This window comes from Halorussus lipolyticus (genome assembly GCF_029338375.1).
In the GTDB taxonomy this organism is placed as follows: Archaea; Halobacteriota; Halobacteria; order Halobacteriales; family Haladaptataceae; genus Halorussus; species Halorussus lipolyticus.
On the sequence record NZ_CP119804.1, the window covers coordinates 292,542 to 318,911 of the forward strand.

The 26,370-nt window shown below is 64.4% G+C and carries 20 protein-coding genes and 2 tRNA genes; 11 read left to right on the forward strand and 11 right to left on the reverse strand.

The genetic code is table 11. The features are described from left to right. The 4 genes from P2T57_RS01545 to P2T57_RS01560 all read right to left on the reverse strand — a co-directional run bounded on the left by P2T57_RS01545 (position 1) and on the right by P2T57_RS01560 (position 4,187). Positions 1-987 (reverse strand): ABC transporter permease, encoded by a 987-nt coding sequence (locus P2T57_RS01545; protein ID WP_276300719.1) that lies wholly within the window; start codon positions 985-987, stop codon positions 1-3. Between the two features lie 192 nt (positions 988-1,179). Continuing rightward, on the reverse strand, positions 1,180-3,237 hold the full coding sequence (locus tag P2T57_RS01550; protein WP_276300720.1) for an ABC transporter substrate-binding protein: 2,058 nt from the start codon (positions 3,235-3,237) through the stop codon (positions 1,180-1,182). A gap of 145 nt (positions 3,238-3,382) precedes the next feature. Continuing rightward, a complete protein-coding gene (locus P2T57_RS01555; protein ID WP_276300721.1) occupies positions 3,383-3,661 on the reverse strand; it encodes a hypothetical protein in 279 nt (92 codons plus the stop codon). 451 nt (positions 3,662-4,112) lie between these two features. After that, positions 4,113-4,187 (reverse strand) — tRNA-Met (locus P2T57_RS01560). Between the two features lie 194 nt (positions 4,188-4,381). Between P2T57_RS01560 and P2T57_RS01565 the strand changes: the two genes are divergently transcribed. Then, a complete protein-coding gene (locus P2T57_RS01565; RefSeq protein WP_276300722.1) occupies positions 4,382-6,778 on the forward strand; it encodes a DUF2298 domain-containing protein in 2,397 nt (798 codons plus the stop codon). A 118-nt stretch (positions 6,779-6,896) separates the two neighbouring features. Here P2T57_RS01565 and P2T57_RS01570 read toward each other — a convergent pair whose 3' ends face one another. The 6 genes from P2T57_RS01570 to P2T57_RS01595 form a co-directional block, all read right to left on the reverse strand. Then, positions 6,897-7,130 (reverse strand): DUF7576 family protein, encoded by a 234-nt coding sequence (locus P2T57_RS01570; RefSeq protein ID WP_276300723.1) that lies wholly within the window; start codon positions 7,128-7,130, stop codon positions 6,897-6,899. Positions 7,131-7,159: 29 nt separating this feature from the next. Next, on the reverse strand, positions 7,160-7,477 hold the full coding sequence (locus P2T57_RS01575; protein WP_276300724.1) for a DdfA family disk-determining factor: 318 nt from the start codon (positions 7,475-7,477) through the stop codon (positions 7,160-7,162). A gap of 120 nt (positions 7,478-7,597) precedes the next feature. Further along, entirely contained in the window at positions 7,598-10,927 is a 3,330-nt protein-coding gene (locus P2T57_RS01580; RefSeq protein WP_276300725.1) for a PAS domain S-box protein, read from the reverse strand. 165 nt (positions 10,928-11,092) lie between these two features. Then, positions 11,093-11,266: a hypothetical protein gene (locus tag P2T57_RS01585; protein WP_276300726.1), complete on the reverse strand. Its 174-nt coding sequence runs from the start codon at positions 11,264-11,266 to the stop codon at positions 11,093-11,095. Positions 11,267-11,526: 260 nt separating this feature from the next. Beyond that, positions 11,527-11,597: transfer RNA gene (locus tag P2T57_RS01590), tRNA-Gly, on the reverse strand. 108 nt (positions 11,598-11,705) lie between these two features. Then, positions 11,706-12,389, reverse strand: coding sequence for a class I SAM-dependent methyltransferase (locus tag P2T57_RS01595; protein ID WP_276300727.1), 684 nt, complete (start codon positions 12,387-12,389; stop codon positions 11,706-11,708). Between the two features lie 249 nt (positions 12,390-12,638). Between P2T57_RS01595 and P2T57_RS01600 the strand changes: the two genes are divergently transcribed. The 4 genes from P2T57_RS01600 to P2T57_RS01615 all read left to right on the forward strand — a co-directional run bounded on the left by P2T57_RS01600 (position 12,639) and on the right by P2T57_RS01615 (position 18,127). Further along, positions 12,639-14,333, forward strand: a complete 1,695-nt coding sequence (locus tag P2T57_RS01600; protein WP_276300728.1) for a type II/IV secretion system ATPase subunit — start codon at positions 12,639-12,641, stop codon at positions 14,331-14,333. Beyond that, on the forward strand, positions 14,333-16,519 hold the full coding sequence (locus P2T57_RS01605; RefSeq protein WP_276300729.1) for a type II secretion system F family protein: 2,187 nt from the start codon (positions 14,333-14,335) through the stop codon (positions 16,517-16,519). Before P2T57_RS01600 ends, P2T57_RS01605 begins: the two co-directional genes overlap by 1 nt. 146 nt (positions 16,520-16,665) lie before the next feature. Then, positions 16,666-17,166: a DUF7549 family protein gene (locus P2T57_RS01610; protein WP_276300730.1), complete on the forward strand. Its 501-nt coding sequence runs from the start codon at positions 16,666-16,668 to the stop codon at positions 17,164-17,166. Between the two features lie 487 nt (positions 17,167-17,653). Continuing rightward, on the forward strand, positions 17,654-18,127 hold the full coding sequence (locus P2T57_RS01615) for a DUF5793 family protein (protein ID WP_276300731.1): 474 nt from the start codon (positions 17,654-17,656) through the stop codon (positions 18,125-18,127). A gap of 97 nt (positions 18,128-18,224) precedes the next feature. Here P2T57_RS01615 and P2T57_RS01620 read toward each other — a convergent pair whose 3' ends face one another. Further along, entirely contained in the window at positions 18,225-18,371 is a 147-nt protein-coding gene (locus P2T57_RS01620; RefSeq protein WP_276300732.1) for a hypothetical protein, read from the reverse strand. A 73-nt stretch (positions 18,372-18,444) separates the two neighbouring features. On the opposite strand from P2T57_RS01620, the gene P2T57_RS01625 reads away from it, so the two are divergent. The 6 genes from P2T57_RS01625 (at position 18,445) to P2T57_RS01650 (ending at position 26,327) form a co-directional block, all read left to right on the forward strand. Further along, complete coding sequence (locus P2T57_RS01625; RefSeq protein ID WP_276300733.1) at positions 18,445-19,806, forward strand: phosphopentomutase/phosphoglucosamine mutase; 1,362 nt, start codon at positions 18,445-18,447, stop codon at positions 19,804-19,806. Positions 19,807-19,954: 148 nt separating this feature from the next. Beyond that, complete coding sequence (locus tag P2T57_RS01630; RefSeq protein ID WP_276300734.1) at positions 19,955-21,103, forward strand: BMP family lipoprotein; 1,149 nt, start codon at positions 19,955-19,957, stop codon at positions 21,101-21,103. 93 nt (positions 21,104-21,196) lie between these two features. After that, a complete protein-coding gene (locus tag P2T57_RS01635; protein WP_420028506.1) occupies positions 21,197-22,270 on the forward strand; it encodes a BMP family lipoprotein in 1,074 nt (357 codons plus the stop codon). A 189-nt stretch (positions 22,271-22,459) separates the two neighbouring features. Further along, positions 22,460-24,016 carry an ABC transporter ATP-binding protein gene (locus tag P2T57_RS01640; RefSeq protein ID WP_276300736.1) on the forward strand — a complete coding sequence of 519 codons (1,557 nt, stop codon included), beginning with the start codon at positions 22,460-22,462 and terminating at the stop codon, positions 24,014-24,016. After that, the gene (locus tag P2T57_RS01645; protein ID WP_276300737.1) at positions 24,013-25,296 is read left to right on the forward strand and encodes an ABC transporter permease; all 1,284 of its coding nucleotides are present in this window, start codon (positions 24,013-24,015) and stop codon (positions 25,294-25,296) included. The genes P2T57_RS01640 and P2T57_RS01645 overlap by 4 nt, the downstream gene beginning before the upstream one ends. Beyond that, positions 25,293-26,327 (forward strand): ABC transporter permease, encoded by a 1,035-nt coding sequence (locus P2T57_RS01650; protein WP_276300738.1) that lies wholly within the window; start codon positions 25,293-25,295, stop codon positions 26,325-26,327. The genes P2T57_RS01645 and P2T57_RS01650 overlap by 4 nt, the downstream gene beginning before the upstream one ends. The last annotated feature ends 43 nt before the right edge of the window (positions 26,328-26,370 follow it).

Below are 26,370 nucleotides of genomic sequence, written 5' to 3' on the forward strand. Positions count from 1 at the left end.
CTAGTCACCCCCGAACTTGATCCGCGGGTCGAGATACGTGTACGCGATGTCGGTTACGAGTCGCATGACGATGATGAGGACGGCGAGCATGAAGAACGCCGCTTGCGAGACGGGGTAGTCTCGACTCAGCACCGACGAGACGATGACCTGTCCCAGTCCCGGCCAACTGAAGACGTTCTCGATGATGACACTGCCGTCGAGCAGGAAGGCCAGTCCGACGATGGCCTGCGTCGCCACTGGGATGAGCGCGTTTCGCGCGGCGTGCTTTATCATCACGGTCCGCTCGCTCAGTCCCTTCGCCTGCGCGAGGAACACGTAGTCCTCGCTGGTGACGTTGTTCATCGCCGGGCGCATGACCAGCATCGCGCCGACCCACGAGACGAAGGCGATGCTGAACAGCGGCAGGGCGATGTGACTGAGCACGTCGATGATGATGTTCACGGTGGTCCACTCGAACTCGGCGAACTTGGTGAACATGTAGGTACTCGGTAGCCACCCGAGTTCGTAGTTGAACAGCCAGATGAACAACCACGAAATCCAGAAGGCGGGCATCGAATACACGGCCAGACTAGACGTGAAGATGCTCTTGTCCCTCCGGGTTCCGCGCCACCAGCCGAGGTACATGCCCACGAGCGGTCCGACGATGAACTGGACGATGAACGCCCCGCCGAACAGCACGACGGTCCGCGGGAACCGGCGGACGATGATGTCCCACACGGGTTCTTTGTACGTCGGCGACCGGCCGAACTGCCCGGTCTGGTAGTTGACCATGAAGTCGATGTACTGTCTCCAAATCGGTTCGTTGAGGCCCCATGTCTCTCTCAGCCTTCTGATGTCCTCCTGACCGAGTTCCGGAGTAATCATCGAGCCGATGAACGACCCCGGCATGCTCCGGATGAGGACGAACAGTAGCGACATGATGACAAGCAGGGTCAGGTAAGACACCACCAACCGCTTGCCTAAGTATCGTGCGCTAATTCGTGTCATAGTTTTGCTTCGGTTACGGTGTGATTAGTTACTGCCATTGCGACTCTGGCAAATACGTGCTGTTCATGGGGGAGGTTCGTTATGAATGTGATGATTTACCACGTCACGGACCGCCCCATTCGATTCGACTACTCGGAAGTACTCGCGTTTCGACGTACGAAAACGACGTGCGAGAGGGAAGGAGTTAGGTCGCTATTCCTTCAGGTGGATGTTGTTGAGGGCGGTGCCGAAACTCGCGTACGGCGGGTCCACGAGGCCCTCGATGAAGCCGTCGAACTTCTCGGTGTTGACCGGCCAGCGCATCTTGTCGTAGTCCATGACGAAGTACGGCATGTCGAGGTAGATGCGCTCTAGGGCCTTCGCGCTGAACTCGTTACGCTTCTTGGGGTCGAGTTCGGTTCGGGCCTTCGAGAGGAGTTCGTCGGCACTGCCGCCGGCCAGACCGTAGCCCACGCCGTTGTACAACGTCGTCGAGACGTTCTTCTTCTCGGCGTCGTGGTCCTTCTTCGAGAGGTCGTCGGCGTTGTCCGAGTGGAAGAAGGCGTAGGCCGAGGAACCGAACGGACCGGTGCCGCCCCAGCCCATCGGGTAGATGTCGAAGTCCTCCTGCTGGTAGACCTTCGAGACCATCGTGTTGAACGACACCGTCTGGGTCTTGACCGGGATGCCGAGGCTCTTGAGGTTCTTGGCCCACCGCTTGATGGCCTTGGCCTCCTTGGGCGTGTTCTTCGGCGGGTCGATGAAGATGTTAATCGCGTCGCCGTCCATCACTTCGGGGATGGTCTTGCCGTCCACGCGGATTTCCTTGTCGGCGTTGTCGCTGTCCTTAAGCGCCGAGGACTTGACCTCGCCGAAGGTGTACTCGTGTTTGGATTCGGACTGGCTCGCTTTGACACCGGAGAGACTGCCGGGGTACTCCTTGCCGGCGTAGGTGCCCTCGGAGCCGTCGATGACCTGCCCGTCGGTGAGGAACTTGCGGACGGCCTCCACGTTCGGGATTGCGGCCTCCTCCGACCGGAAGTCGAAGGCGTTGGTGGCCGGGTGGGTAGACATCTCGCCCTCCTCGGCGAACTGGTAGTCCGGACGCGGGGCGGGATACCCCGGCGTCTGGGCGAAGTCGCCCTTGATGGCGTTGTTCTCGAGGAGCCGCTGAATCCAGAAGTACTCGTCGAACATGAAGCCCATCGCCTGCTTGAACGCAACGTCGTCGAGGGGCTTCCGGCGACCGTTGAAGCCGAGGTACGAGAACCCACTGTCGACACCGTTGATGAGGCCCATCCCCTCGGTCTTCTTGACCTCCGACTGCTTCGCGGACTTCATGCTACCGTAGTGGGTGTCGATTTCACCCTGCAGGAAGGCCTGCGTCATCGCGGTCTGGCTACCGTAGATTTTGAAGTTAACCTTGTCGAGGAAGGGACCGCCGGCGATGATCTGGTCGTGTTCCTTCCGCCAGTCGAGTTGGCTGAGGGTGTCGTAGTAGTGTTCGTTGTCGAGCTTGAGTTGCATCGAGGTGTCCGGGTTGAACTTCGTGAGTCGTCCCGGACCGAGACCGACCGGACCGTTCTCGGGGTTCTCCGCCATCGGGTCGTACTGCTTGTAGTTCTTCCCTTCCCACTTGTGCTTGGGCAGGAGCGGAAGACCGCCGAGGGTGTCGTTCTCCCAGTAACCGATGGGCTTGTTGAGTTTCAGCTCGAAGTCCCAGTCGCTCTTGGAGGACTCCTTGATCTCCTCCATCGGTTCGATAATACTGGCGAACTGACCCGGCACTTGGTCCATGCAGTACTGGAACGTGAACAGCACGTCCTCCTTGGTGAAGTCCTCGCCGTCGTTCCACTTCAGACCGTCCCGCATGTTGAAGTAGATGCTCGGCTTGTCGGAGTCGGACTCGATGGTCCAGTCAGTGAAGACCCACGGCTTGACCTCGTTCGAGATGGGGTCAAGCGCGACACCGAACTCGTAGACGCGGTACAGCGGGACGCCGCCGTAGACAGAACTGGACACGAGGACGTTCGCGGAGTCGGGTTTCGAGGACATCCCGTACCGCAACGTCCCACCCTTGGGGATGTCGCTGGCGTCACCAGCGACCGTCCCCGACCCTTCGGTCGTCGTCGTCGTCTCCTCAGTCGAGTCCTGATCGCCGCCACCGCTACAGCCAGCAAGAGAGAGGGCAACGGCACCAGCACCACTCGCTTTCAGGAACTTTCGTCGGCTATTGTTCGTACCATCCGATCGGTTGCGCCGGTGTGGCATACCATTGTGGTATGCAATCATCCATTTAAATCTACTGGTTACGGAATGGTACAGGGTAACGTTTCAATAGGTACGTTCAGCGAACACTCATACAGGTTGGCTCTGTACTGCGATTAGCGGAGTAAGGAGGAGTTACGGCGTGGTATTACTCGCCGAGGCCCTCACCGTGAAGGCCCATGTAGCCGAAGTAGACTGTCGCGGCCCCGGCCATCGAGGCCATCGTTATCCAGAGGTCCGGCGTGAGTGCGCTAGGGTTCGACTGGGCCCAGAAGATGCTCATCACCGACCACAGCGAGGCGACGGCGAACGCGAGCATCATTATCCACGTCCCGAGGAGTCGCTCCTCGGTGCGGGCGGCGACGAGCGCAACCGTCATCAGCAACCCGGCGATAATCGCAAGGACTGCGCGAGTGTCTAACGCCATCGTGTCTCACCTATCGGTGGGGAGACGCGACGTATAAAAGTGTGCTTTCGGCCTGTTAGGGATAGCCGCCGGCCCGGTCGGTCGGAAATCGCCCGCCGACAGCGGGACGGAGATTCGCGCTCGTCGCTCGATTGTGCGCCACCGGTCCCACCGATGGACGCGACGGTCCGGAAGTCGTCGGCGACCGATACCGCGGCGCGCACTGGCCCGCAGACGCCACTGACTCCACTCCCGGACAAAATTAATTGTAAATTTTCATCCGATTTATAGAGCCGTGGGGAGACGGAGCGTTCGATTTCGGTCGCTTCGGCCGTTCACGTAATATTGTAAATTAATCCGTGTTGACCAGCCACAGAGTGAAAAATATCTAACGTATTCTGGGGTTTCTGGACCGTGTTTCCGAAAATCTCTCGCCAGAGTCACCACTTCCGAACGTTGAAGACGGAAGAAGTAGCGGGAGGTGGATTTGAACCACCGGTCTGCGGGTTATGAGCCCGCCGGAATCTCCTGGCTATCCCATCCCGCTACCATCACGTAATGCCGTCGAACGAATAAGGGTTGTGATTCCGTCGCCGTATGGGAGTTTCTCTCGGTATTGTCGGAATAACGGAGGCCCAGACCGGACCGTCCCGCCGGAGGACGCCCCCTACCGGCCGAAAACCGCCTACACCCGGTGTGAACCCCAAGAGGTTTATCGCTCGGTCGCACGCTACAAATCGAATGGAGTACGCGCTCGTCCTGCTGTGGTTCGTGGCGTTTCAGGCGCTCGCGTTCGTCGCGTTGCCGCTGGCGGCCCGACTGTTCCCCCGGTTTCCGGACCGAGGAGCCTCGTTCGCCCTTCCGGTCGCGTTGGTGGTCGTGACCCTCGTCGGCTACTGGGTCGGCCACCTCGGGTTCGGTCGCTGGACCGCCTTCCTCGCCGTCGGCGTCCTCGCGGTGCTGTCGGGACTGGTCGCGTGGAGCGACCGGTCGCTCCGCCCGGACGTGGTAACTGCGAGCGACGAGAGTGGTTTGAGAATTCGTCCGCGCGCGTACGCGGAGACAGTAGTAGTATTCGCCGTCGCGTTCGGCCTGTTGGTCGCCGTCCGGGCCGTAGACCCCTCGGTCCACCCCGGCGGGGGCGAGAAGTTCCTCGACTTCGGGATTCTGCAGTCGCTCCTGCGGGCCGAGGTCCTGCCGCCACAGGACATGTGGTGGGCGGGCGAACACCTTCTGTACTACTACGGCGGGCACCTCGCGTCGGCACTGCTCGCACAGCTTACGGGCACCGAAGCCGAGTTCGCGTACAACCTCGCGCTGTCGGGGTTTTACGCCGCACTCGTGACCGGGGCCTACGGACTCGCTGGTGCGATGGCCGACGCCCGCGGAGCCTCGCGCCGCGTCGGCGGCGCGCTCGGAGCCTTCTTCGTCGGTTTCGCGGCCAACCTCGTGACGGCGATTACGGGCCTCGTCTGGCTCCTGCCCGACGAGACGGCCCAAGGCGTGGCCAACTGGGTGGCGAAGCCGATTTCGGACTCGACCTCCGGCGACCTCGTTTCGTCGGGGCTGGACGAGTTCGGTTACTGGGCACCCAGCCGAGTGATTCCCAACACCATCAACGAGTTCCCGCTGTTCTCGTTCCTCAACGGTGACCTCCACGCCCACATGGTCAGCACGCCGTTCATGCTGTTGGTCGCCGCGCTCGGCTACTCCTACTACCGGACGAGGACGGGCGCGCTCGGGCGTCGTCGGGCGCTCGCGTTCGGGGGTCTTCCCCTCGTAGTCGGCCTGCTGGGACTGGTCAACGTCTGGAGTTTCCCGACCGGTCTCGGCGTGGTCTGGCTTGCGGTCCTGTTTGCGCCCGCCCAACCCCTGTCGCTGTTCCCCGGCGTCGGCGAGACCGGCGAACCGGTCGCCGACGGCGGCGAATCCGCCACTCCCGAGCAGACCACTTCGTCGGTCGAGGACCTCCTCGGTTCCGAGGCCCGACGCATCGCGGGCGCGTTCGCCGTGACCGGCGTGGTCGGCGCGCTGGCGATAGCGTGGGTCGCGCCGTTCGTCTTCGGCATCCTCCTCCAGTCGGCGAGCAACCGGAGCATCGCCTTCTTCCCCGAACCGGCGAGCGCGGTCGGCCTGCTGTTGGTTCACGGCACCTTCCTCGCGGTGTTCGGGGCGTACCTCTGGCCGAGAGCGCGCGAGGAGTTCGACGTTGACCTCGGCCGGGCAGTCCTGTTGACGGGTGCGCTAGTCGTGCTGGCGTGGGTGGCAAGCTACCCCGTGCTGGTGCTGGTCGTCCCCCTGCTGGCGGTCGGATGGGCGCTGTTGCGGACCGAGGGCGCGCGGTTCCGCCGCGACGATTCGGCGTCGAACGTGGGCTACGAGACGGTCCTGCTAGTCGCCGGGGCCGGACTCGTCACGCTGGTCGAGTTCGTCTACGTCCAAGACAGCGCCGCTGGCGGGCGGTTCAACACCGTCTTCAAGGTCTACATGCAGGTGTGGATTCTCTGGGCGACTTCTGCGGGGGCCGCGCTCGGCGTGCTGGTCTCTCGGGTCGGTCCCGCCGACTGGCGACTCCCGGCGGTCGGCGTGGACCGGGCGGGCGCGATGAGCGGCGTGGCGGCCCTGCTGGTCGTCTCGACGGCACTCTACGGCGGGATGGCCCTCGGCGGCCACTTCACCTCCGAATACAACCGCATCGACGACCCGACGCTCGACGGCAAGGCGTTCGTCGAGGACCACCACTCGTCGGAGGCCGAGGCCATCGCGTGGCTGGACGACAGGGAGGGCCAACCCCACATCGCCGCCGCGCCGGGGCGGAAAGTCTACTCGTGGACCAGTCCCTCGTCGTCGCTGACGGGCCTCCCGGCGGTCATCGGGTGGGTCTACCACGAAGGCATCTACCGCGGCCACGACGCCGCGAAGGCCCGCGCCAGCGAGGTAGACACCATCTTTACTGGGTCGTGGGACCGGCGCGCGACGCTCCTCGACCGCTACGACGTGGAATACGTCTACGTCGGTCCTCGCGCTCGGGACCGCTACGGGGCCGACGACCTCCGGTTCGGCCAGTATCCGGGCGTCGAGCGAGTCTTCAGCGACGAGGGTGTGGTCGTCTACCGGGTCCACCAGTCGAAGCTCTGAATCGAAGCACCTCGCCGACGCCCCGGAGCAATTTTTCTATTGCTTAGGCAAACAAATACAATCCTAATGGACCAGATAAACACCGAAAACGAAACAGCAAACTGAATCCGTACCCCGCTCAGTCGTCCGACGCGCTCTCTTCTCGCCACGCCGACCGGCAGTCGTCGCTACAGAAGTCGTAGATTTCGGCCGTGCCCTCGTCGTCCCGGAGAGTAGCGACCGGATGCCACTCCTCGCGGTCGATGCTCTCGTCGCAGTGGGTACACTGCTGGCTCACGCTGTCGCCGTCACCTTCGCTGTCGTCGTTCGAGTTCCCCAGTGGTTCATGCCGTTGGGTTTGGTGTCGGTGCATGGCTCTAGAAGCGCCTCACTCTCCTTGTCTTACGAGAGGTCGGTCCCGGCGCGGCGGGCCTCGGCGTCGTCGGCGACGCCAACAGCGAGGTCTTGCTGGGTCACTTCGACTTCGCCCTCGCCGCTGACAACCACGTCGCATCCCGCGAAGGAGAACTCCACGTAGCCCTGATTCCGGCCGCTACCGCGGGTCGCGGAGAACAGTCGGTCGAGCGCGTCCGGGTCGATGACGTGATAGAGCGGTCCGACTTCGGTCGGGTCCTTGCCGGTCTCGTCGGCGACTGCCTCGATAACGCGCTGGCTCGTAGACTTCCCTTCGTGGGTCTTCCCCTGCATTGTCGTGCTCATTCTCTATTTCATTCTATAGGTGGATAGAGGGATAGGGATTCACGATAGATGTATAGCCGACGCCCCGACCGGAAATTTATATATCTAAATCCGGCCCGAAAAATCGGGAGCGCGACGAAATCAGTCGTCCTCGAATAGCAGGCCGAACAGGGCGCGTTCGGCCGCCCGGAGGTGACGGCTCACGGTCGGTTGGGACACGTCGAGGACCTCGGCGATGTCCTCGGCGGTACTCTCGCGGGGCCACTCGAAGAACCCGCTGAGGTAGGCCGTCCGGAGGACTTCGCGCTGACGGTCGGTGAGACGTTCGGTGAGTTCCGACTCGAACTCTTGGCGGGTCATCACGGGTTCGTCGCGCTCCCGGCGAGCGACTAGTTCCACGTCGTCGTAGTACTCCTCGAAGCGGTCCACGAACGCCCGCACGTCGGCGCTCTGGGGGAGGCGAATCACGAATCTGGTCTCGTCCTTGGTCGCGGTTATCGACTGGGGTATCGCGCCGCGGTCAACCAGCGACCCGAGGAAGGAGTCGTGGGCCAGCGTACACTCGTAGAGGTACTCGCCGTCGCGCTCGGTGATGAGGCGCACGCTCTCTATCCACGACACGTCCTCGACGTACCCGATGGTCCGGTCGGGCGGCAGGTCCCGAATGGTGAAGAAAGCGTGGAGGCGGCCGTCCTCTCGCTCGACTGCGTTCTCGAACTCGAATTCGGCGTCGGTCTGGGTCACGAACGCCAGCAGGGGACTGTCGACCCCGCGGACCCGGAAGTCGAGTTCGATGGAGCGCTCGCTCACGAGGGCTTGGCGCTGTTCGAGCGAGTTGAGCGCGTAGCCGATGGTCTCGCCGAGTTCGGTCAGCACCGCCTGCTCCATCTCGTTGAAGACATCGGTCTCGCTGGCGTACAGAATCAACACGCCGCGGAGCGCCCCGCCGTAGACCACCGGCACCGAGACACACGACCGATAGCCCCGTTTGAGCGCCTGCTCGCGCCACGGGTCGAACGGCGGGTCGCCCAGCAGGTCGTTCTGGACCTGCAACTCCTGCGTTCGGACCGCCCGTCCGGCCGGTCCCTCGCCGTGGGCGTCGCCCTCCTCGGCAGTCATGATGGTGTCTTCGAGGTACCCCTCCTCGACACCGGCCCACGCCTGCGGTTGGACCTCGCCGCTCGCCCGGTCGTGCTTGCCGAACCACGCGAACCGGTAGGGACCGGTCTGGGTCAGTCGGTCACAGACCGCCTGCATCACGTCGTCCTGCGAGGAGGCTTGGGTCAGCGCCTTCGTAATCTCCCGAATCACGTGGTTGATTCGGTTGACCCGCTCCAACTCCCGGTTTTTCTCCTGCAAGTCGTTGCGCTGGTCTCGCAGGGTCTCCTCGCGTTCGGCCCGGTCTAACGCCGACCGAACGTTCGAACACAGCATGTCTGCCAGCGAGGCGTCGGTCGGGTCGAAGTGATGCGTCTCGGGGGCCGCCGCGAGGAAGACGCCGTACTTGCCGAGCGGAATCGCCAGCGCGCTCCCCTTCGCGATGCTCTTGCCGAGTTCGGCCGCGAGGTTGTCGAACGTCTTGGACTCGCCCTCCACGAACGTCCGCCACGCCACGTCGTCGGTCCCGCTTCCGAGGAGCGCGTCGTCGATGGCCCCGCCCGACCATCGCCGGACCGTCGAAACCAGCGCGCCCTTCTCGTCGTCGTAGAGCGCCACGGCCGCGTTCGGGAAGCCCAGCGTCTCGTCGGCGGCGTCCACCGCCAACTCGCAGATTTCGGTCGGGGTCTCGGCCTCGGTCAGCGACTCGAACAACTCGTTGAGCGAGGTGAGTTTCTCCTCGCGGCGCTTGCGGTCGGAAACGTCCCGGACCACGCCGACTCGCCCGGCCTCACTGCCCAGCGGGAGGAGCGTGATTCTGGCCTCGACGGGGACGTGTCTGCCGTCGGCAGTCGGTATCTCCGTCTCCATCGTCACGGCCTCCTCGCCGTTTTCGAGGGCCTCCCGAACCCACTCCAACTTCTCGGAGATGTGTTTGCGCAGGACCTTCGAGACGTGTTCGCCGAGCAGTTCCTCGCGGTCGTAGCCCGTGAGTTCGACGTAGGCGTCGTTGACCGCGACGAACCGCGAGTCGGCGTCGAGGGCGTACACCCCGTCGTCCACCGCGTTGAGCATGGCCTCGTAGCGTTCGAGTCGGCGCTCGCGCTCACTCCGCTGGATGGCGGTCGTGAGGATGCGGGCGATGTTCTGGACGAACTGCACGTCGTGGTCGCTGTAGGACTTGGGCTTAGTGTCGTGGGCACCCAGCACGCCCCACGGTTCGTCGGGCGACCCGATGACGACGCTGATACCGCTGGACACGTCGACCGACGCGAGGAGTTGGTCGTCGGCGAACCGGTCTTCGGTCTCGAAGTCCTCGACCACGACCGGTTTCTCGGTCAGGAGGGTGTACCCTCCCTGCGAGTCGCGGTCGGTGCCGATAGTCGCGGTGTTCCACACGTCGTCGCCCCACCCGAGGCCGGTCCGGGCCAGCAGGTCGTCCTCGTCGGGGCGGTACTCCAGCACGCCGGCGTACTCGTTGTCGAGGGCGTCAGCCACGAGTTCGGTCGCCTCGTCCATCAGGTCGGGGACCGACAGGTCTTCGAGCGCGTGCCGGGAGAACTTCGAGAGGGCCTCCTGCTGGCGAATCCGGTTGCGGAGTTCCGACTCTTGGCGCTTCCGACCCGAGATGTCCCGGACGATGCCGGTGAACAGCACGCTGTCGCCCGAGGTGAACTCGCTGAACGAGATGCCGAGCGGGATTTCGGTCCCGTCTCGGCGCTCGCCGGAGAGTTCGAGGTAGTCCCAATCGAGGCGGCGCTCACCCTCGTCGAGGTACCGCTGGAGACCTTCTATATAACGCTCGGCGAACCGCTCGGGCATGAGTTCGGTCAGCGACTCGCCCACGAGTTCCTCGGGAGCGTAGCCGAAAATATCGTCCACGGCGGCGTTGGCGAATCGGATGGTGCTGTCGGTGTCGATAACGAGGACCACGTCAGAAAGCTCCTCGGCGAGCGCCCGGAAGTGTTCGCCCCCGACGCCCCCGTCCTCGGCGCTCTCGGAGGTGACGGCGTTCTCGATTCGCCGGGCCAGTGCCCGAACCTGCTCGGTTTCGGCCCGGCGCAACTGGTCGCCCGTGACCTCGACAGTGGCGTCGACTTCGGTCTCCGTGGCGACGCCCGGAACGACATCGACGCGGACGCCCGATTGCTCGCGCCGGAGCATCGATTCAAGGTCGCCGTTTGCGCCCTCGGCGACGGTCGCGTCGAGAACGATGTAATCGATTTCCTCCTCGCCGAGGGTGGCGAGCGCCTGCCCGAGACTGGCGACCGAGGAGAGTTCGACCGCGGGTCGGTCGTCCTCGAACAGCGATTCGAGTCGCTCGCCCGTCGCGTCACTGTCGGCGACGTAGAGTACACGAACCGCGTCAGTCATCGTTGGGTAGCCTGAATCACGTTTATCGCTTGTGTGACGGTCGTTGCCGGGACCGGTGGCGAAACCGCACCGGGCCGAGTTTCTGATGTGGAAACGAGTTCGTCTATAAATAGACGACTAGAGCGGAAAAAGGGTACGGCTTACGTCAGATTTCGAACACGACGGCTAGTCTTGCCCAGTTGCCACGTCCACGTCCTCGAACCTGACTTCGACCGACTCGCCGTATCGGTCGCCGTTCTCCTCGTCGTGGCGCTTGAATGTCGGCGGTTCGACTCGAACGTCGATGGTGCAGGTCCCGTCGCCCACCTGCCGGGCGAGGTCGAGTTGTTGTTGGTCCACCTCGTCTGTTTCTCGGGATTGTCGGGCATGCTGGCGTCGGAGCCACGGGAGAGAAGGGAGTAAGGGTTGTGGCGGGATGCAGGACATTCGGACACCGTAATCAGCAGTCGCTCGCCGATTAGTTCGTCGCAGAAATGCGCCGGCCGGGACTTGAACCGGAGCCAGACGTTCTTGCTCACCTCGCTCCGCTCGGTTACGCGAGCATGCGACTGGCAGGGCTCAAGTCTCTGTGCATTTCGTCTCACTTCGTTCGCCAGAAATGCGCCGGCCGGGACTTGAACCCGGGTCGATGGCTTGGAAGGCCATAGTCATACCACTAGACCACCGGCGCATTGCGCTCACTTCGTTCGCTTATGCGCCGAGGCTTGCAAATCCTCCGGATTTGCTCACCACCGGCGCGTAGCTACATTTCCTCCTTTGCCGTCCGGCAATAAGGGCCTTACTGTTTCGTCCCGCGAACCACCGCGTAGCAGTTCCCGCTCGAAATCTCGAACTCGACCAGTTCGAGGAGACTCGCGGCCACGTCGGCCTCGAACTCGTCGGGCGAGTAGATGTGGTAGAACCGCTCGACAGTCTCGCCGCCGGGGAGCGTCCAGTCTACGGTGGTGTCGAAACCCCGCTCTCGGTCGAAGTTGTCGTGGGCGGTACTCCACGCGCTGACGAGGCCCCGGCCATCCGGCCCGAGGACGCGGCCGAGTTCGTTCAGGCTTTCGACGCGGGCCTCCCGAGTCGGGAGGTGGTGGAGGGTAGCGACGTAGACCGCGAGGTCGATGGTCGCGTCCCGGAGCGGAACCCTCGCGGCGTCGGCCTGCACGAGGTCCGCGTCGAAACCCCGGTCGGCGGCGCGCTGGCGGGCGGTGTCGAGGAGTCCGCGACTCACGTCCACGCCAACCACGCGGTCGGCGTGGTCGGCCAGCAGTTCGGCGTGGCGACCGTTGCCACACCCGAGGTCGAGCGCCGTCGGGGCGCTCTCGGCGTGCTTCGAAACGAACTCCTCGACCTCGGGCCACGCGTACTCTCTGGTCTGGGCGAAGTGGTCGGCGATGTAGTCGTAGGTCGCCTGTACGTCGGCGCGCTCGGTCGCGTTGGCGTCGTCTCGATGGCCTCGGTTCGCCCCATCCATGCGTTTGGGTGGGTGACGGGGCGTGAAAACGACTCCGATGAAAGTTACACCGCATTATAAATTGTGACTACGTGCGCGTTGTGTCGGAGACCGCGAACTGCGCGAGGCCGTCCTCTCGTCGGTCTCGTCACGGCGTCTCCGAACACGACCCGCACCGCTGACCGGTGATTTAAGTACCCCCGCTGTGATGTGGCGCGTGAACTGTCACGGGCGGCCGGTGGACCGCCGGCTACCCGCACCTGACTCACCATGTCCCAGTCTCCCCTCTCCGAGTGGACCGACGACGTGCGGGTTCGCATTCAGGAGTTCGAGCGGCGACTCCGCCGGACCGCCGAGGTCCTCCGCGGGTCGGCCATCGACGCCGACGAGTACGACCCGGCCGAACACGGCGCGCTGGTGTCGTTCTCCGGTCTCGACGGCTACGACGAGGTGGACCGCTACTGGGTCAACGCCCCCTTCGCGTTCGTCTCCATCAACTACGACGACGTGGAGAACGAGTACCAGTACGTCGTCGTGGAACCCGAGTTGGACGACCTCGAAGTCGAACTCCTCGAACGCCTCTTTTCGGACATGCGGGACTCGCTCATCCACCGCCGCGAGGCCCGCGAGGCGGGAAGCGACGGGAGCGACGAGGACGAAGACGCCGACGGCCCCGGTAGCAAAGACCCCGAGACTGTGCTGAAAGACGAGTTACGCGAACTCCTCTCGATGTACGGCGTCGAGGTGGACGAGGCCAGTTTCTACCGCCTCTTTTACTACCTCTTTCGCTCCTTCCGCGGGTTCGGCAAACTGGACCCCCTGATGCACGACCCCCACATCGAGGACATCTCGTGTGACGGTTACGACCTCCCGCTGTTCGTCTACCACGACGAGTACACCGACATCGAGACCAACGTGGTCTACGCCAAGAAGGAGTTGGACAACCTCGTGGTCCGCCTCGCCCAGCAGTCGGGCAGGCACGTCAGCATCGGCGACCCCGTGGTCGAGACCACCCTGCCCGATGGCTCGCGTGCAGAGTTGGCACTCGGCGAGGAGGTCACGCCCCGAGGCTCTGCGTTCACCATCCGGAAGTACGCCGACGAACCGTTCACGCCCATCGACCTCGTGAACTACGGCACGTTCAATCTGGACCAGATGGCGTACCTCTGGCTTGCCATCGAGTCGAACAAGTCACTCATCTTCGCCGGAGGGACCGCCTCGGGCAAGACCACCTCGATGAACGCGATTTCGATGTTCATCCCGCCGCGCTCGAAGGTGCTGACCATCGAGGACACCCGCGAGTTGGCGCTCTATCACGACAACTGGCTCTCGTCGGTGACGCGGGAGCGCAGAGGAGAAGGCGCGAACATCACGATGTACGACCTGCTTCGGTCGGCCCTGCGCCACCGCCCGGAGTACATCGTGGTCGGCGAGGTCCGGGGCGAGGAGGCCATGACGCTGTTTCAGGCGATGAACACGGGTCACACGACCTATTCGACGATGCACGCCGACTCGGTGCAGACCGTCATCAACCGCCTCGAAAACGAACCCATCAACGTCCCGCGGGCGATGATTCAGAGCCTCGACATCCTCTCGGTCCAGACGCTGACCTACGTCGGCGACGAGCGGGTCCGCCGGAATCGGGTGCTGGCCGAAATCGAGGGCATCGACCAGCGAACCGGCGACTTGGACTACTCGACCACCTTCTCGTGGAACGCCAACGAGGACACCTTCCGGCGCAACGACAGTAGCGTGCTGGACGAGATTCAGGACGAGCGCGGGTGGTCGCGGGCCGAACTCTTGGAGGAACTCCGGGACCGCAAGCGGGTCCTCCAGTATCTCCGCGAGCAGGGCGTCTCGGACTATCGGCGGTTCACCGCGATGATAAACGAGTACTACTCACATCCGGACCGCGTGCTGGACACCTTGGACCTCGACGGCGAGGTTTCGACCGGGTTCGACTGATGTTCGCGTACCTGCCGCTCGTGCTGGTGGCCGCCCTCCTCGCGCCGGTCGCGGCCGTCCCCATCTCGCCCCGAGTCAACCTGTTCGTCACTCGGGTCGCGCTGACCGCGTTCGGCGGGTGGATAGCGGACCACGGCAGGCGACAGCGCCGACGCCGGGAACTCTTGCAGGCGCTCCACGCCGAGGAGACCTACCGGATGTTCGCATCGAAGACCCTGCTCTACACCGGTCTGTCCGCGGTGGTCGGGAGCGTCGTCGGGGTCTACCTCGTGGCGGGCGTGCTGGCGATTCTCCGTATTTCCCCCGAGACGATGCGGGCGACTTTGCCCTCCCAAATCCACTTCTTGGCGGGCCTGCTGGTGTTTCCGGACCTCTCGGCCGGCCAGTTGTTCGCGCTCCTGTTGACCAGCAGTGCGACCCTCGGGGTGGCCTCGGGCGGCCTGACCTACTGGCTCCGGTGGGAGAACCTGACCTACCGGGCCAACGCCCGAGAGCGCAAGATAGACGAGAGCATCGCCCGGACCGTGGCATTCGTCTACGCCCTCTCGCGGAGCGGGATGGCCTTCCCCGAAATCATGCGGACGCTGGCCCGGAATCAGAAGGTCTACGGCGAGGCCGCCAGCGAGATTGCGGTCGTCGTCAAGGCGATGGACTACGCGGGCCTCGACATGCTGTCGGCCATCGAGCGACTCGCCGACCGCACGCCCAGCGAGAAGTTCGGCGAGTTCGCCGACAACCTCGCCAGCGTCCTCCAGAGCGGCCAGAGCATCTCGGCGTACCTCGAAAACCAGTACGAGCGCTATCAGGAGGACGCCGAGGCCCAACAGGAGGCCTTCCTCGAACTGCTGGCCACGCTCGCGGAGGGGTACGTCTCGGTGTTCGTGGTCGCGCCCCTGCTGTTCATCACCATTCTGGTCATCATGGGCCTGATGGCGCTGGGCAACACCCTGCCGCTCCTCCGGGCGATGACCTACTTCGCCATCCCCTTGGCGAACGTCGGGTTCGTCGTCTACCTCGACAGCATCACCGAATCGCTCCGGGCGGTCCGAGAGGACCGGAACGTTGACCTTTCGGCGGTGGCGCTGGCGGGCGTCCGCCGGACCGACGACCCGGCGTCCGACCGGACCGGCATCCAGCGCCCGGACTCCGGCGACCGGGCAATCGGCGGGTCCTCGGTTCGCTCCGACGGCGGGTCGCTCTCCGCCGCCGCCGAGGAGTCCCGTGGCTCCTCGGAGTCCGGAAACGCGGGCGCAGTCAACTTCGAACGCTTGGACGCCTTCGAGAACGTCCGATGGCTTCGGGAGGCGATGGTCGACCCGACGCGAACGCTCCGGGAGAACCCCGTCGTGGTGCTGTACGCGACGGTTCCGCTGGGTCTGCTTTCGATTCTGATTCGGGCGTGGCCGCATCTCCTCGGCGGGACGCTCTCGCTCCGGGTCGTGGACGACTTCGTGGTGCAGGCTGTGTTGTTCGTGGTCGGCACCTTCGCGGTGGTGCAGGAACTCCATCGGCGGCGCATCGCCGCCATCGAGGCCGGGGTGCCCGACTTTCTGGACCGCCTCGCCAGCGTCAACGAGGCCGGCATGTCGGTTGTCGAGAGTCTGGGCAGAGTGACCGAGAGCGACCTCGGGGCGCTCGACGCCGAGGTCCAGAAACTCTGGGCCGACATCGAGTGGGGCGTGGACGCCGAGACGGCGCTCTACCGGTTCGAGGACCGCCTCGACACGCCGACCATCACCCGGACGGTGACCCTCATCGCCAACGCGATGGCCGCCAGCGGCGACATCGCGCGGGTCCTTCGCATCGCGGCCGACGACGCCCAAGACACCCGGCGACTCAAGCGACAGCGCCGACAGGAGATGCTGACCTATCTCCTCATCATCTACCTCTCGTTTTTCGTCTTCCTCGTCATCGTCGGCGCGCTCAACAGCATCCTCATCCCGAACCTGCCGACCGGCGCGAGCGCGCCCTCCGGGAGTCCGGTCGGCGGTGGCGGCCCGATTTCGGGCATTTCGAGCGTCAACGTCGAAGGGTACACCTTGCTGTTTTTCCACGCCTCGCTGGTGCAGGCGCTGTTCTCAGGTCTGCTGGCGGGCCAGATGGGCGAGGGGAGCATCAAGAACGGCGCGAAGCACGCGACGGTCCTGCTGACCATCGCCTACGGCGTGTTTCTATTCCTGCCGTAGGCGTTTTGACGATGCTAGAGCCGTCCCCAGCACCGAGGAGCAACCTAGACACTGCCCAAGCAATTAAATATGTATTTTAAACAAATGCGGAGTAGTCCCTAACCCGTCCCGATAGCTTTTACTCCCCGGCTTTCGCTCACTCGCGCATGGTCTGGGTTCGCTCGGAGTACGCCGAGGAGTTAGCCGTCGTCCTCGCGTGGTTCTCGGTTCTCCTCCCGTGGAACGTCACCTACTCGACGCTCTCGGGCGTCGGTAGCGTCCTGTTCGTTCGTTTTCCGTTCTTCCAAGTCCGGTACGTCTTCGGCATCTCCATCTCGAAGGCCACGACGCTCATGACCCCGCTCGGTGCCCTCTCGTATCAGGAGGGCCAGTCGATTGCGGTCGCCTACCAAGCGTGGGCGGTCGGCGCAGTGGTCGTCGGCGGAGCGTTCCTGCTGAGCCTCGCGCTCTACGGCTTCGAGGACCGCGTTGGCGCGACCTTCGACCCGGTGGGTGTGATGGGCGTCCTCCTCTCGCTGGCCGGGGGCGTGCTGACCGTGGCGACGTGGCTCCTCTGGACGCGCGGGTTCCCCGGCCTGCCGATTCCGGTCGGCGTGGTTCTGCTGTACCTGTTCGGCGGGGCGTTGCTCCTCGCGCGCAGGGAGTGAGAAATTGAATTTCGGGGTATCGTCTGTTGCACGCTGGTACAGATTTCTGCGAGTAGTCCTGTTGGCGTTGTCGGGAAGCTAGCTACTCCCGACTCCGAGGCGTTCCCGCACCGCCACCGGACAGGAACTACAGGCCACACCCTCCCCAACCGACTGCGCTTCTCGGTCTCCGCGTTGCTCCGACCTGCGATGCTCATCCCTCGCGCGATTCGGCGCGGCATGAACGCCGCGCCGTGGGAGACAAGCTCCCACGAGCCTTGCCTCGCTACGCTCGGCAAGACGCCAGCGCGCGCCGGACATTGACTGAACCCCTGCCGAGGTCCTGTCACTCTTGGTGAGGACGTTTCGACCAGCGGACTGTTCACGTTCGGATTTATCGCCGGAGCGACCGCTTCCCGGCCGAGTAAGTTCGACTTTCTTCGATGCCGCGGCGTCGTGGGAGCGGCGTTACGTTCATGACGCGCCGGGACGTAGTGGGGCGTACGGAATGAGGCGCGACTACTTCACGCTGGAGGTTCGAAACGTCGATTGGGTCGAGGACGACGACGAGGCCAAGAAGCCGACGGTAATCATCGACTTCGAAGGCCCCTCCTCGACGCTCCGCGAGCGCCTCACGGGGACAGACGACGACTTGCTCGACGCCGAGGAGACCGACGTGGCGTTCAGACTCCAAGGTCCCGTGGACGACGACGATACCGCGGGCGTCGTCAGCGTCACCAACCGCATCACGGGTGACTTCGTGCTGGAACTGAACCAAGACGCCGACGACGTACTCAAGTTCATCACTGCGGCCCGCGAGTACGGCAAGGAGTCCGGCGACATGGATGGCCGGTACCACGTCGAAATCAGCATCAACGGCGACGACCTTGTTGAGTACGACAAGAGTACTTTCCTCGTCTACAACAACGAGGGCAACCTACTCCGCCAGCACAGTCTCATCCCGAGTGGCGTCGAGCTCTGACCCCCGCGCCGCTCGTCGGCGACAACTCCTCCACCCCGACAACTCCGGACTGCTCGACCTGCCGAGGTGTACCGAAACTATTCAGCCGCGGCCGAACTCAGAAGCTCCCGAACAGTAGCAGGTACGCGAGAACGATAGCGGCCATCAGCACGATACCCCAGAGGATGATGTCGAATAGCCCTTCCGGGTCGGTGTAGTCCATGTTCACGTCGGCGAGTAGCACCCCCGGTGATTTATCTTTCATGGAAACGGACGGCGAGTCGAGACGCCAGCGTCGAATCGCGGAAAGCTAAGTGTCCGCGGGCGTCAGGTCAGGTATGGACCTCTTTGGGACCGCGGGTATCCGCGGAAGCGCGGTTGAGACGGTAACGCCGGAACTCGCGCTGGCGGTGGGTCGCGCCGCCGGACGCGATAGGCAGGAGTTCGTCGTGGCACGCGACGGTCGGGAGACCGGCCCCGCACTGGCGGCCGCGATGGAAGCCGGATTGGAGAGCGCCGGGGCCGACGTGCGCCGGGCGGGCCAACTCCCGACGCCTGCTCTCGCGTTCGCCTCGCAGGGCCGACGCGGCGCGATGCTGACCGCGAGTCACAACCCGCCGACCGACAACGGCATCAAACTGTTCGCCGACGGCGAGGAGTACGACCGGGAGGCCGAGCAGGCAATCGACCGGCGAGTCGAGGCCGACGAGTCGCCGGTCGCGTGGGACGAGTGGGGCAAAAGCGAGCAGGTCGGCGTCCTCGACGCCTACCGCGAGGCGGTCATCGACTACGCCCGCCAGCAGGGAGCGCCCCTCGACGGCCTCCGGGTCGTGGTCGATTGCGGGAACGGGATGGCCGCCGTCGCCACGCCCCAAGTCCTCCGGGCGCTCGGGGCCGAAGTCGTCACGCTCAACGCCAACGTGGACGGCCACTTCCCCGGCCGGGAGAGCAAGCCGACTCCCGAGACCCTCTCGGACCTCCGGAACTTCCTCGAAAACGACCCTGAGGCCGACCTCGGCATCGGTCACGACGGCGACGCCGACCGAATCGTCATCGTGGACGGCGACGGTGGGGTCGTCCACGAGGACACCGTGGTCGCTGTCCTTTCAGCACACTACACCCGACAGAGCGAGGCCGACGACCCCGTAGTAGTGACAACGCCAAACGCCTCCGGGCGAATCGACGAGCAGGTCGAGTCGGCGGGCGGTCGAGTAGAGCGCGTCCGCCTCGGTGCGCTCCACGAGGGCATCGCCACAGCGCGCGAGGAGGGGACCGAAAATACTGAGGTCGTCTTCGCGGCCGAACCGTGGAAGCACGTCCACACCCAGTTCGGCGGGTGGATAGACGGCGTGACCAGCGCGGCGGTCATCGCTCGACTCGTCGCCGACGCTGGTGGCCTCGCGCCGCTCCGGGAACCAGTCACCGAGCGCCCCTACCGAAAGGTCAGCGTCTCGTGTCCCGACGACGCCAAGGTCCCAGTGATGGAGCGACTGGAATCGGCGATTCCCGAACAGTTCCCCGACGCCGAGGTCGCCACCGAGTACGGCGTCCGGGCGACTTTCCCCGACTCGTCGTGGGTGTTGGTCCGACCGAGCGGGACCGAACCCTACGTCCGCATCTACGCCGAGAGCGACGACGTGGACGCGCTGGTCGCCGACGCTTCTGCGGTCGTGGAGGCCGAAGTCGCGGACCACGCCTGAAATCTCCGGGTCTCCCGGTCCCGCGGTCTGCTTCCCCGCGCCACCACTTCACAAATTTCACCTGTAATCCATTTCCACCCGTATTTTGCATGGTTTTTAGTTTTGAAGCGACGGTTTTATCAGGTCTTGCCTGACTCAATAGAGTAAGATGGCAAAAATAGACGATGGCAGACGGCGGATGCTCAAAATCGGCGGCGCAGGTCTCGTCGGTACCGGACTCGCTGGCTGTCTCGGTGGCGGCAGTGGTGGAGCCGAGACGACCACCGAATCAGGCGGTGACTCCACGGAGTCCGGCGACGACACCACGGACGCGACCACCACCTCGTCGGATACGACCAACGTGGGGATGGTCTACGCCACCGGTGGTCTCGGTGACAACTCGTTCAACGACATGGCCCACAAGGGCATCAAGTCGGCCAAGTCGGAGTTCGACATCGCGTTCAAGAACGCCGAACCGAGCAGTCCGAGCGACGTGGCCACCCTCCAGCGCAAGTTCGCCCGGTCGAACAACCCCGATTACGACCTCATCAGTTGCATCGGGTTCGTCCAGACCAGCGCGCTCAAGGAGAACGCCAAGCGGTTCGCCGACCAGAATTTCATGGTCGTGGACACGGTGGTCGAACAGCCCAACGTGTCGAGTTACACCTTCAAGGAGCATCAGGGGTCGTTCCAAGTCGGCCACCTCGCGGGCCTGCTGACCTCCAAAGAGAGTTTCAGCGCGGGTGCCGGCGAGACCAACGGCGACCTGAAAGTCGGCTTCGTCGGCGGCAAGGAGGTCCCCCTCATCAAGAAGTTCGAGGCCGGATTCAAAGCGGGCGTCAAGCACGCTAACTCCGACGTGTCGGTCTCCTCGGCCTACGCCGGTGCGTGGAGCGACCCCGGCAAGGGTCAGTCCATCGCCAACTCGATGTACAACAAGGGCGCGGACATCATCTATCACGCCGCAGGCGGCACCGGAAACGGTGTGTTCAAAGCGGCCCAGAGTCAGGGTCGGTTCGCCATCGGCGTGGACTCCGACCAGTCCAAGAGTCTGCCCAAGTACAGCGACGTGATTCTGGCCAGCATGGTCAAATACGTAGACGAGGCGGTCTACCGGTCGGTCGAGCGCACGACCAACGGCAACTTCGACGGCGGGTCCGTCCACACGCTCGGTCTGGAGAAGGACGGCGTTGCGGCGGTCTACGGCACGGACCTCGGGTCCGAGATTCCCGACTCGGTCAAGTCGAGTCTCGACTCGTCCCGAGAGAAAATCGTCGCGGGCGACATCGAAGTGCCGACCAAGCCCGAGAACGTCTAAACTGCGGCTTTCGACCCTCACTCTCGTTTTCGCGCGGGTTCTCCGGCAAGAAAGCGTCGGATTCATCACGTTCGGTACTCAATCTCACGGGGTATGTGGGGGAGAACCAATCGACGACAGTTTTTGGGAGCATTGGGCGGGGCGGCCGCAGTCGGAACGACCGGATTCCTGCAGGACGGGACGATTAACGTCGGGATGGTGTACGCCACCGGCGGACTGGGTGACAACTCGTTCAACGACATGGCCCACGCCGGAGTCCAGCGCGCCGCCGAGGAGTTCGACGTGTCTTTCCAGAACGCCGAACCGAGCAGTCCCAGCGACGTGGCCTCGCTCCAGCGCCGGTTCGCCCGGTCCCAGAACCCGGACTACGACCTCATCTGTTGCATCGGGTTCGTGCAGGCCGACGGACTCCAGCGCAACGCCCAGCGGTTCTCCGACCAGCGATTCATGGTCGTGGACACGGTGGTCGAGCAACCGAACGTCGCCAGTTACGTCTTCAAGGAACAGCAGGGGTCGTTCCAAGTCGGCCACCTCGCTGGCCTGCTGACGACGATGGAGTTCAGTGCCGGGGCGGGCCAGACCAACGACGCGACGACGGTGGGGTTCGTCGGTGGCCAAGAGGTTCCCCTCATCAAGAAGTTCGAGGCCGGATACCGGGCGGGCGTCCAGCACGCCAACGCCGACGTAAACGTCCTCTCGGCCTACGCCGGGTCGTTCAGCGACCCCGCGCAGGGCCAGTCTATCGCCAACTCGATGTACAACAACGGCGCGGACATCATCTACCACGCCGCGGGCGGCACCGGCAACGGCGTGTTCCGGGCGGCCCAGAACAGCGGTCGGTACGCCATCGGCGTGGACGCCGACCAGAGCCAAAGCCTGCCGGAGTACGGCGACGTGATTCTGGCCAGCATGGTCAAACACGTGGACGAGGCCGTCTTTCGGTCCATCCGGCGGGTGACCAACGACAACTTCGAGGGCGGGACGGCCAACCGCCTCGGCCTCGAACAGAACGGGGTCGAAGCGGTCTACGGGCAGGGACTGGCAGGCGAGATTCCGGCGGAAGTCAAATCCGCGCTCGAACAGTCCGAACAGCAAATCGTGGGCGGCGACATCGAAGTCCCGACCGAACCGAGCCAAGTCGGGCAAGCGTCCACGACGACGCAATAGCGCCCCAGAAGTGACTAAATATTTCTTTTAGACAGATAAATAATTATAAAGCAACGGCGTATAATTTCAGAACCGCGCGGTGAGACGCCGAAAACGTCGGGCTATGACGCCGACGACACGTCTTCCGGCTGAAACGTACTTCCCGAATCCGGGTCGCTTAAGCGGGCACGTCATGAACACCGACAAAAGATGAGTACAGCCGTCCACCTCGAGGGAATTACCAAGCGATTCCCCGGCGTCGTCGCCAACGACGAGGTCGACCTCGAAGTCGAGGAGGGGAGCGTCCACGCCCTCCTCGGCGAGAACGGTGCTGGCAAGACCACGCTGATGAACGTGCTGTACGGTCTCTACCAGCCGGAGGGCGGAACGGTCCACCTCCACGGGGAGCCTCGGGAGTTCGACACGCCGCGAGACGCCATCGACGCCGGCATCGGTATGATTCACCAGCACTTCATGCTGGTCGATACACTCACCACGGCCGAGAACATCGTCCTCGGCCACGAACCCCGCAAGTGGTTCGGGCTGGCGATGGACCGCGAACAGGCCGAGCGCGACGTTCGGGAGTTGAGCGAACGCTACGGCTTCGATGTGGACCCCACCGCCCGCGTCGAGGACGTGAGCGTGGGGGTCCAGCAACGGGTCGAAATCCTCAAAGCACTCTACGGCGGGGCCGACGTGCTGATTCTGGACGAACCGACCGCCGTCCTGACCCCCCAAGAGGTCGAGGACCTATTCGAGGTGTTCGAGGAACTCGCCGAGGAGGACAAGACGATTATCTTCATCACCCACAAGTTGGGCGAGGCGATGGAGTCAGCCGACGACATCACGGTCCTCCGGGACGGCAAGAACGTCGGCACCGTGGACGCAGACAGTACCAGCAGGGAGGAGCTCGCCGAGCTGATGGTGGGCCGGGAAGTCCTGCTGGAAGCCGACAAGGACCCCGTGGAAGTCGGCGACGTGGGGCTGGAAGTCTCCGACCTGCGCGTGACCGACAACCGGGGCGTCGAGCAGGTCAGCGGCGTGAACATCTCGGCCCGCGAGGGCGAGGTGTTCGGCATCGCCGGGGTGGACGGCAACGGCCAATCGGAACTCGTGGAGGCCATCACCGGCCTCACCGCTCCCGACGATGGGCGGGTCGCCTTCCAAGGGCAGGACGTGACCGACCTCTCGCGGCGCGAGCGAATCGACACCGGACTGGCCTACGTTCCCGAGGACCGCCAAGAGCGCGGCCTCGTGATGGACTTCGACCTCGTGGAGAACGGCCTGCTCGGAAGCCAACACACCCCCGAGTTCGCCGAGGGCGGTCGCATCGACTGGGGCCACACCCGCGACCACGCCGAGGCCATCATCGAGGAGTACGACGTGCGCCCGCCGAACGCCGACGCCGAGGCCGAGTCGTTCTCCGGCGGGAACCAGCAGAAGTTCATCGTCGGCCGGGAGTTCGCCCGCGACCCCGAAGTCGTGGTGGCCTCCCACCCGACCCGCGGGGTGGACGTGGGGAGCATCGAGTTCATCCACGAGCGCATCCTCGACCTGCGCCGGGCGGGCAAGACGGTTCTGCTGGTCTCGTCGAAACTCGACGAGGTGCAACAGCTTTCCGACCGCCTCGGCGTCATGCACGAGGGCGAAATCGTGGACGTGGTGGACCCCGAGCGCGTCACCGAGGAGGAACTCGGCCTGCTGATGGCCGGCGAAATTCCCGACGACGCCCCGAGCATCGCCGACGCTCCGGGGGGTGAACGATGAGCGACCGCGGACCCGACGACGAGGCCGACCCCAATCCCGACGACTCGTGGCAGGGCCGGGCCGACCGGGCGCTCGAACGACTCGTGGACGCCTCGGCCGTCGAGCGCATTCTCATCAGCCTCGCGGCGCTGGTGCTGTCGGTCGTCGTCGGCGCGCTCATCATCCTCGTCTCGGGATGGGTAGCGACCTGCCAGTCGCCGTTCTTCTCGGCCTCGGGAGTCGGGTCGTTCTGCTACGACCCGATTTCGGTGTACTACGTCCTGTTCAAGGGCGCAGTCTGGCCGCCCTACAACGTCGCCATCACGCTCAAGGAGACGACGCTGTTGCTGTTCACGGGCCTGTCGGTCGCAGTGGCTTTCCGGGCCGGGATGTTCAACATCGGCACGCAGGGCCAACTCGTGTTGGGCGCGCTCGGCACCGCGCTGGCGGTCCTCTGGGTCGCTCCGGTCGTCCCGGCGGGCGTCGTCGGCGGACTGATTCTCATCGCGGTGGGCCTGCTGGTCGGCGCGCTGGTCGGCGGCCTCTGGGGCGCGATTCCGGGCGCGCTGAAGGCCTACGCCGACGCCAACGAGGTCATCACGACCATCATGCTCAACTTCGTCGCGTCCGGCATCGCGTTCACGCTGGTCTCGGAGGTGTTCAAAGACCCCGAGAGCCAGACCGTCCAGACTCGGGCGATTCCCGGATTCGCCCAACTTCAGCCCGTGTTCTTCGACACGACCGTCTTCTCGATGCTGGCACTGGTCGGCGCACTCGCGCTCGGCGGGGGAATCTACTGGATGCTCAACGGAACCTCGTTCGGCTACGACCTGCGGACCAGCGGCGTCCAACCGGAGGCCGCCGAGTACGGCGGGGTGGATTCCGAGAAGATGATGGTCTCCAGCATGGCGCTTTCGGGCGCGCTCGGCGGCCTCGGCGGCGCGGTCTACGTGCTGATGGTCGCCTCGCGCTGGCGGACCGGCATCCCGTCGCTGGGCTTCGACGGCATCACGGTCTCGATTCTGGCGGGCAACAACCCGCTCGGCGTGGTCCCGGCGGCCCTGCTGTTCGGCGCGCTCAAGACCGGCAGTCTCGCCATCGAGTTCCAGCTTTCGGTGCCCAAGCAGTTGGTCGGGGTCCTGCGCGGCCTCATCATCCTGTTCATCGCCATGCCGGAGTTCTTCCGGATGGTCGGCGCACGCTTCCGGTTCGGCGACGACCGGCCCTCGGTCGCCACCGACGGCGGGGCTGAGACGACAGATGGAAGTGACGCAGACGACCACGGAGGTGACGACAGATGAGCTACGCCGAGCCCTCGCGCAAGCGCCGCTGGCTCGCCGGAGTCGGCGTCCTCGTCGTCGCGGCGCTATCAGCGGTAGAACTGTTCTTCCCCGCCAGCCCGGTCGCCGAAATCGTCAACATCATCGACGCCAACTACATCCGGTCGGTCCTGCGGCTCACGGTCCCCATCGCGTTCGCCGCGCTCGGCGGCATCTTCGCCGAAAAGAGCGGCGTCATCAACATCGGTCTCGAAGGCCTGCTCATCATCTCGGCGTTCACCTCCATCGCGGTGGCTGGCGTCATCAGCGGCGGGACGCCCACGCAGTTCCAGCTTTGGATTGGCTTCGCCGTCGCGGTGCTGGCGAGCGTGTTGTTCGCTCTGCTGTTCGCGGTCATCTGCATCGAGTTCAAGGCCGACCAGATTATCGCGGGACTGGCGGTGTGGCTCATCGCCCTCGGTCTCGCACCGTTCGCCAGCAAGGTCATCTGGGGGCAGGTCAACAGTCCACCGGTGGCGACGCTGAACAACTTCGACCTCCTCGTGGTCGAGGCCAACCCGCCGGTCGTGATGATGCTGGTCTCGGTCCCGGCGGCGTGGTACGCGCTGAATCGGACCTCGTTCGGCCGGTGGATAGAGGCCAGCGGCGAGAACCCGAAGGCGCTCGACACCGTGGGTGTTGACGTTCGGAAGGTTCGGTACGCAGGCGTTCTGCTGTCCGGATTCTTCTCGGGCCTCGGCGGTGCCGGACTTGCCTTGGGCCGGGTCGGCCAGTTCATCGGCGGCGGCGCGACGATGGTCAACGGCCGGGGATGGATCGGCATCACGGCCTACCTGTTCGGGAACTACAACCCGCTGGGCGCGTTCGGCGCGTCCTTCCTGTTCGCCAGTCTGGACGCGCTACAGATTCGTCTCCAGCAGTTGGGCTACAACATCCCGAGCGAACTCATCGGCATCATCCCCTACGTGACGGTGGTCGTGGTGCTGGCGTTCGTCGGCCGCACCCGGATTCCCTCGGCGGCGGGCGACCACTACGAGTCCGGCGAGGAGTAACTTCCCGACGTCCTCCGTTCTGCGCGAGGTTGTGACTGTTCGC

Excerpts from the sequence above, each read along its gene's own strand:
- P2T57_RS01545 (WP_276300719.1), bottom strand. The coding sequence starts at position 987 with ATGACACGAATTAGCGCACGATACTTAGGCAAGCGGTTGGTGGTGTCT.
- P2T57_RS01550 (WP_276300720.1), bottom strand. The coding sequence starts at position 3,237 with ATGCCACACCGGCGCAACCGATCGGATGGTACGAACAATAGCCGACGA.
- P2T57_RS01555 (WP_276300721.1), bottom strand. The coding sequence starts at position 3,661 with ATGGCGTTAGACACTCGCGCAGTCCTTGCGATTATCGCCGGGTTGCTG.
- P2T57_RS01565 (WP_276300722.1), top strand. The coding sequence starts at position 4,382 with ATGGAGTACGCGCTCGTCCTGCTGTGGTTCGTGGCGTTTCAGGCGCTC.
- P2T57_RS01570 (WP_276300723.1), bottom strand. The coding sequence starts at position 7,130 with ATGCACCGACACCAAACCCAACGGCATGAACCACTGGGGAACTCGAAC.
- P2T57_RS01575 (WP_276300724.1), bottom strand. The coding sequence starts at position 7,477 with ATGAGCACGACAATGCAGGGGAAGACCCACGAAGGGAAGTCTACGAGC.
- P2T57_RS01580 (WP_276300725.1), bottom strand. The coding sequence starts at position 10,927 with ATGACTGACGCGGTTCGTGTACTCTACGTCGCCGACAGTGACGCGACG.
- P2T57_RS01595 (WP_276300727.1), bottom strand. The coding sequence starts at position 12,389 with ATGGATGGGGCGAACCGAGGCCATCGAGACGACGCCAACGCGACCGAG.
- P2T57_RS01600 (WP_276300728.1), top strand. The coding sequence starts at position 12,639 with ATGTCCCAGTCTCCCCTCTCCGAGTGGACCGACGACGTGCGGGTTCGC.
- P2T57_RS01605 (WP_276300729.1), top strand. The coding sequence starts at position 14,333 with ATGTTCGCGTACCTGCCGCTCGTGCTGGTGGCCGCCCTCCTCGCGCCG.
- P2T57_RS01610 (WP_276300730.1), top strand. The coding sequence starts at position 16,666 with ATGGTCTGGGTTCGCTCGGAGTACGCCGAGGAGTTAGCCGTCGTCCTC.
- P2T57_RS01615 (WP_276300731.1), top strand. The coding sequence starts at position 17,654 with ATGAGGCGCGACTACTTCACGCTGGAGGTTCGAAACGTCGATTGGGTC.
- P2T57_RS01620 (WP_276300732.1), bottom strand. The coding sequence starts at position 18,371 with ATGAAAGATAAATCACCGGGGGTGCTACTCGCCGACGTGAACATGGAC.
- P2T57_RS01625 (WP_276300733.1), top strand. The coding sequence starts at position 18,445 with ATGGACCTCTTTGGGACCGCGGGTATCCGCGGAAGCGCGGTTGAGACG.
- P2T57_RS01630 (WP_276300734.1), top strand. The coding sequence starts at position 19,955 with ATGGCAAAAATAGACGATGGCAGACGGCGGATGCTCAAAATCGGCGGC.
- P2T57_RS01635 (WP_420028506.1), top strand. The coding sequence starts at position 21,197 with ATGTGGGGGAGAACCAATCGACGACAGTTTTTGGGAGCATTGGGCGGG.
- P2T57_RS01640 (WP_276300736.1), top strand. The coding sequence starts at position 22,460 with ATGAGTACAGCCGTCCACCTCGAGGGAATTACCAAGCGATTCCCCGGC.
- P2T57_RS01645 (WP_276300737.1), top strand. The coding sequence starts at position 24,013 with ATGAGCGACCGCGGACCCGACGACGAGGCCGACCCCAATCCCGACGAC.
- P2T57_RS01650 (WP_276300738.1), top strand. The coding sequence starts at position 25,293 with ATGAGCTACGCCGAGCCCTCGCGCAAGCGCCGCTGGCTCGCCGGAGTC.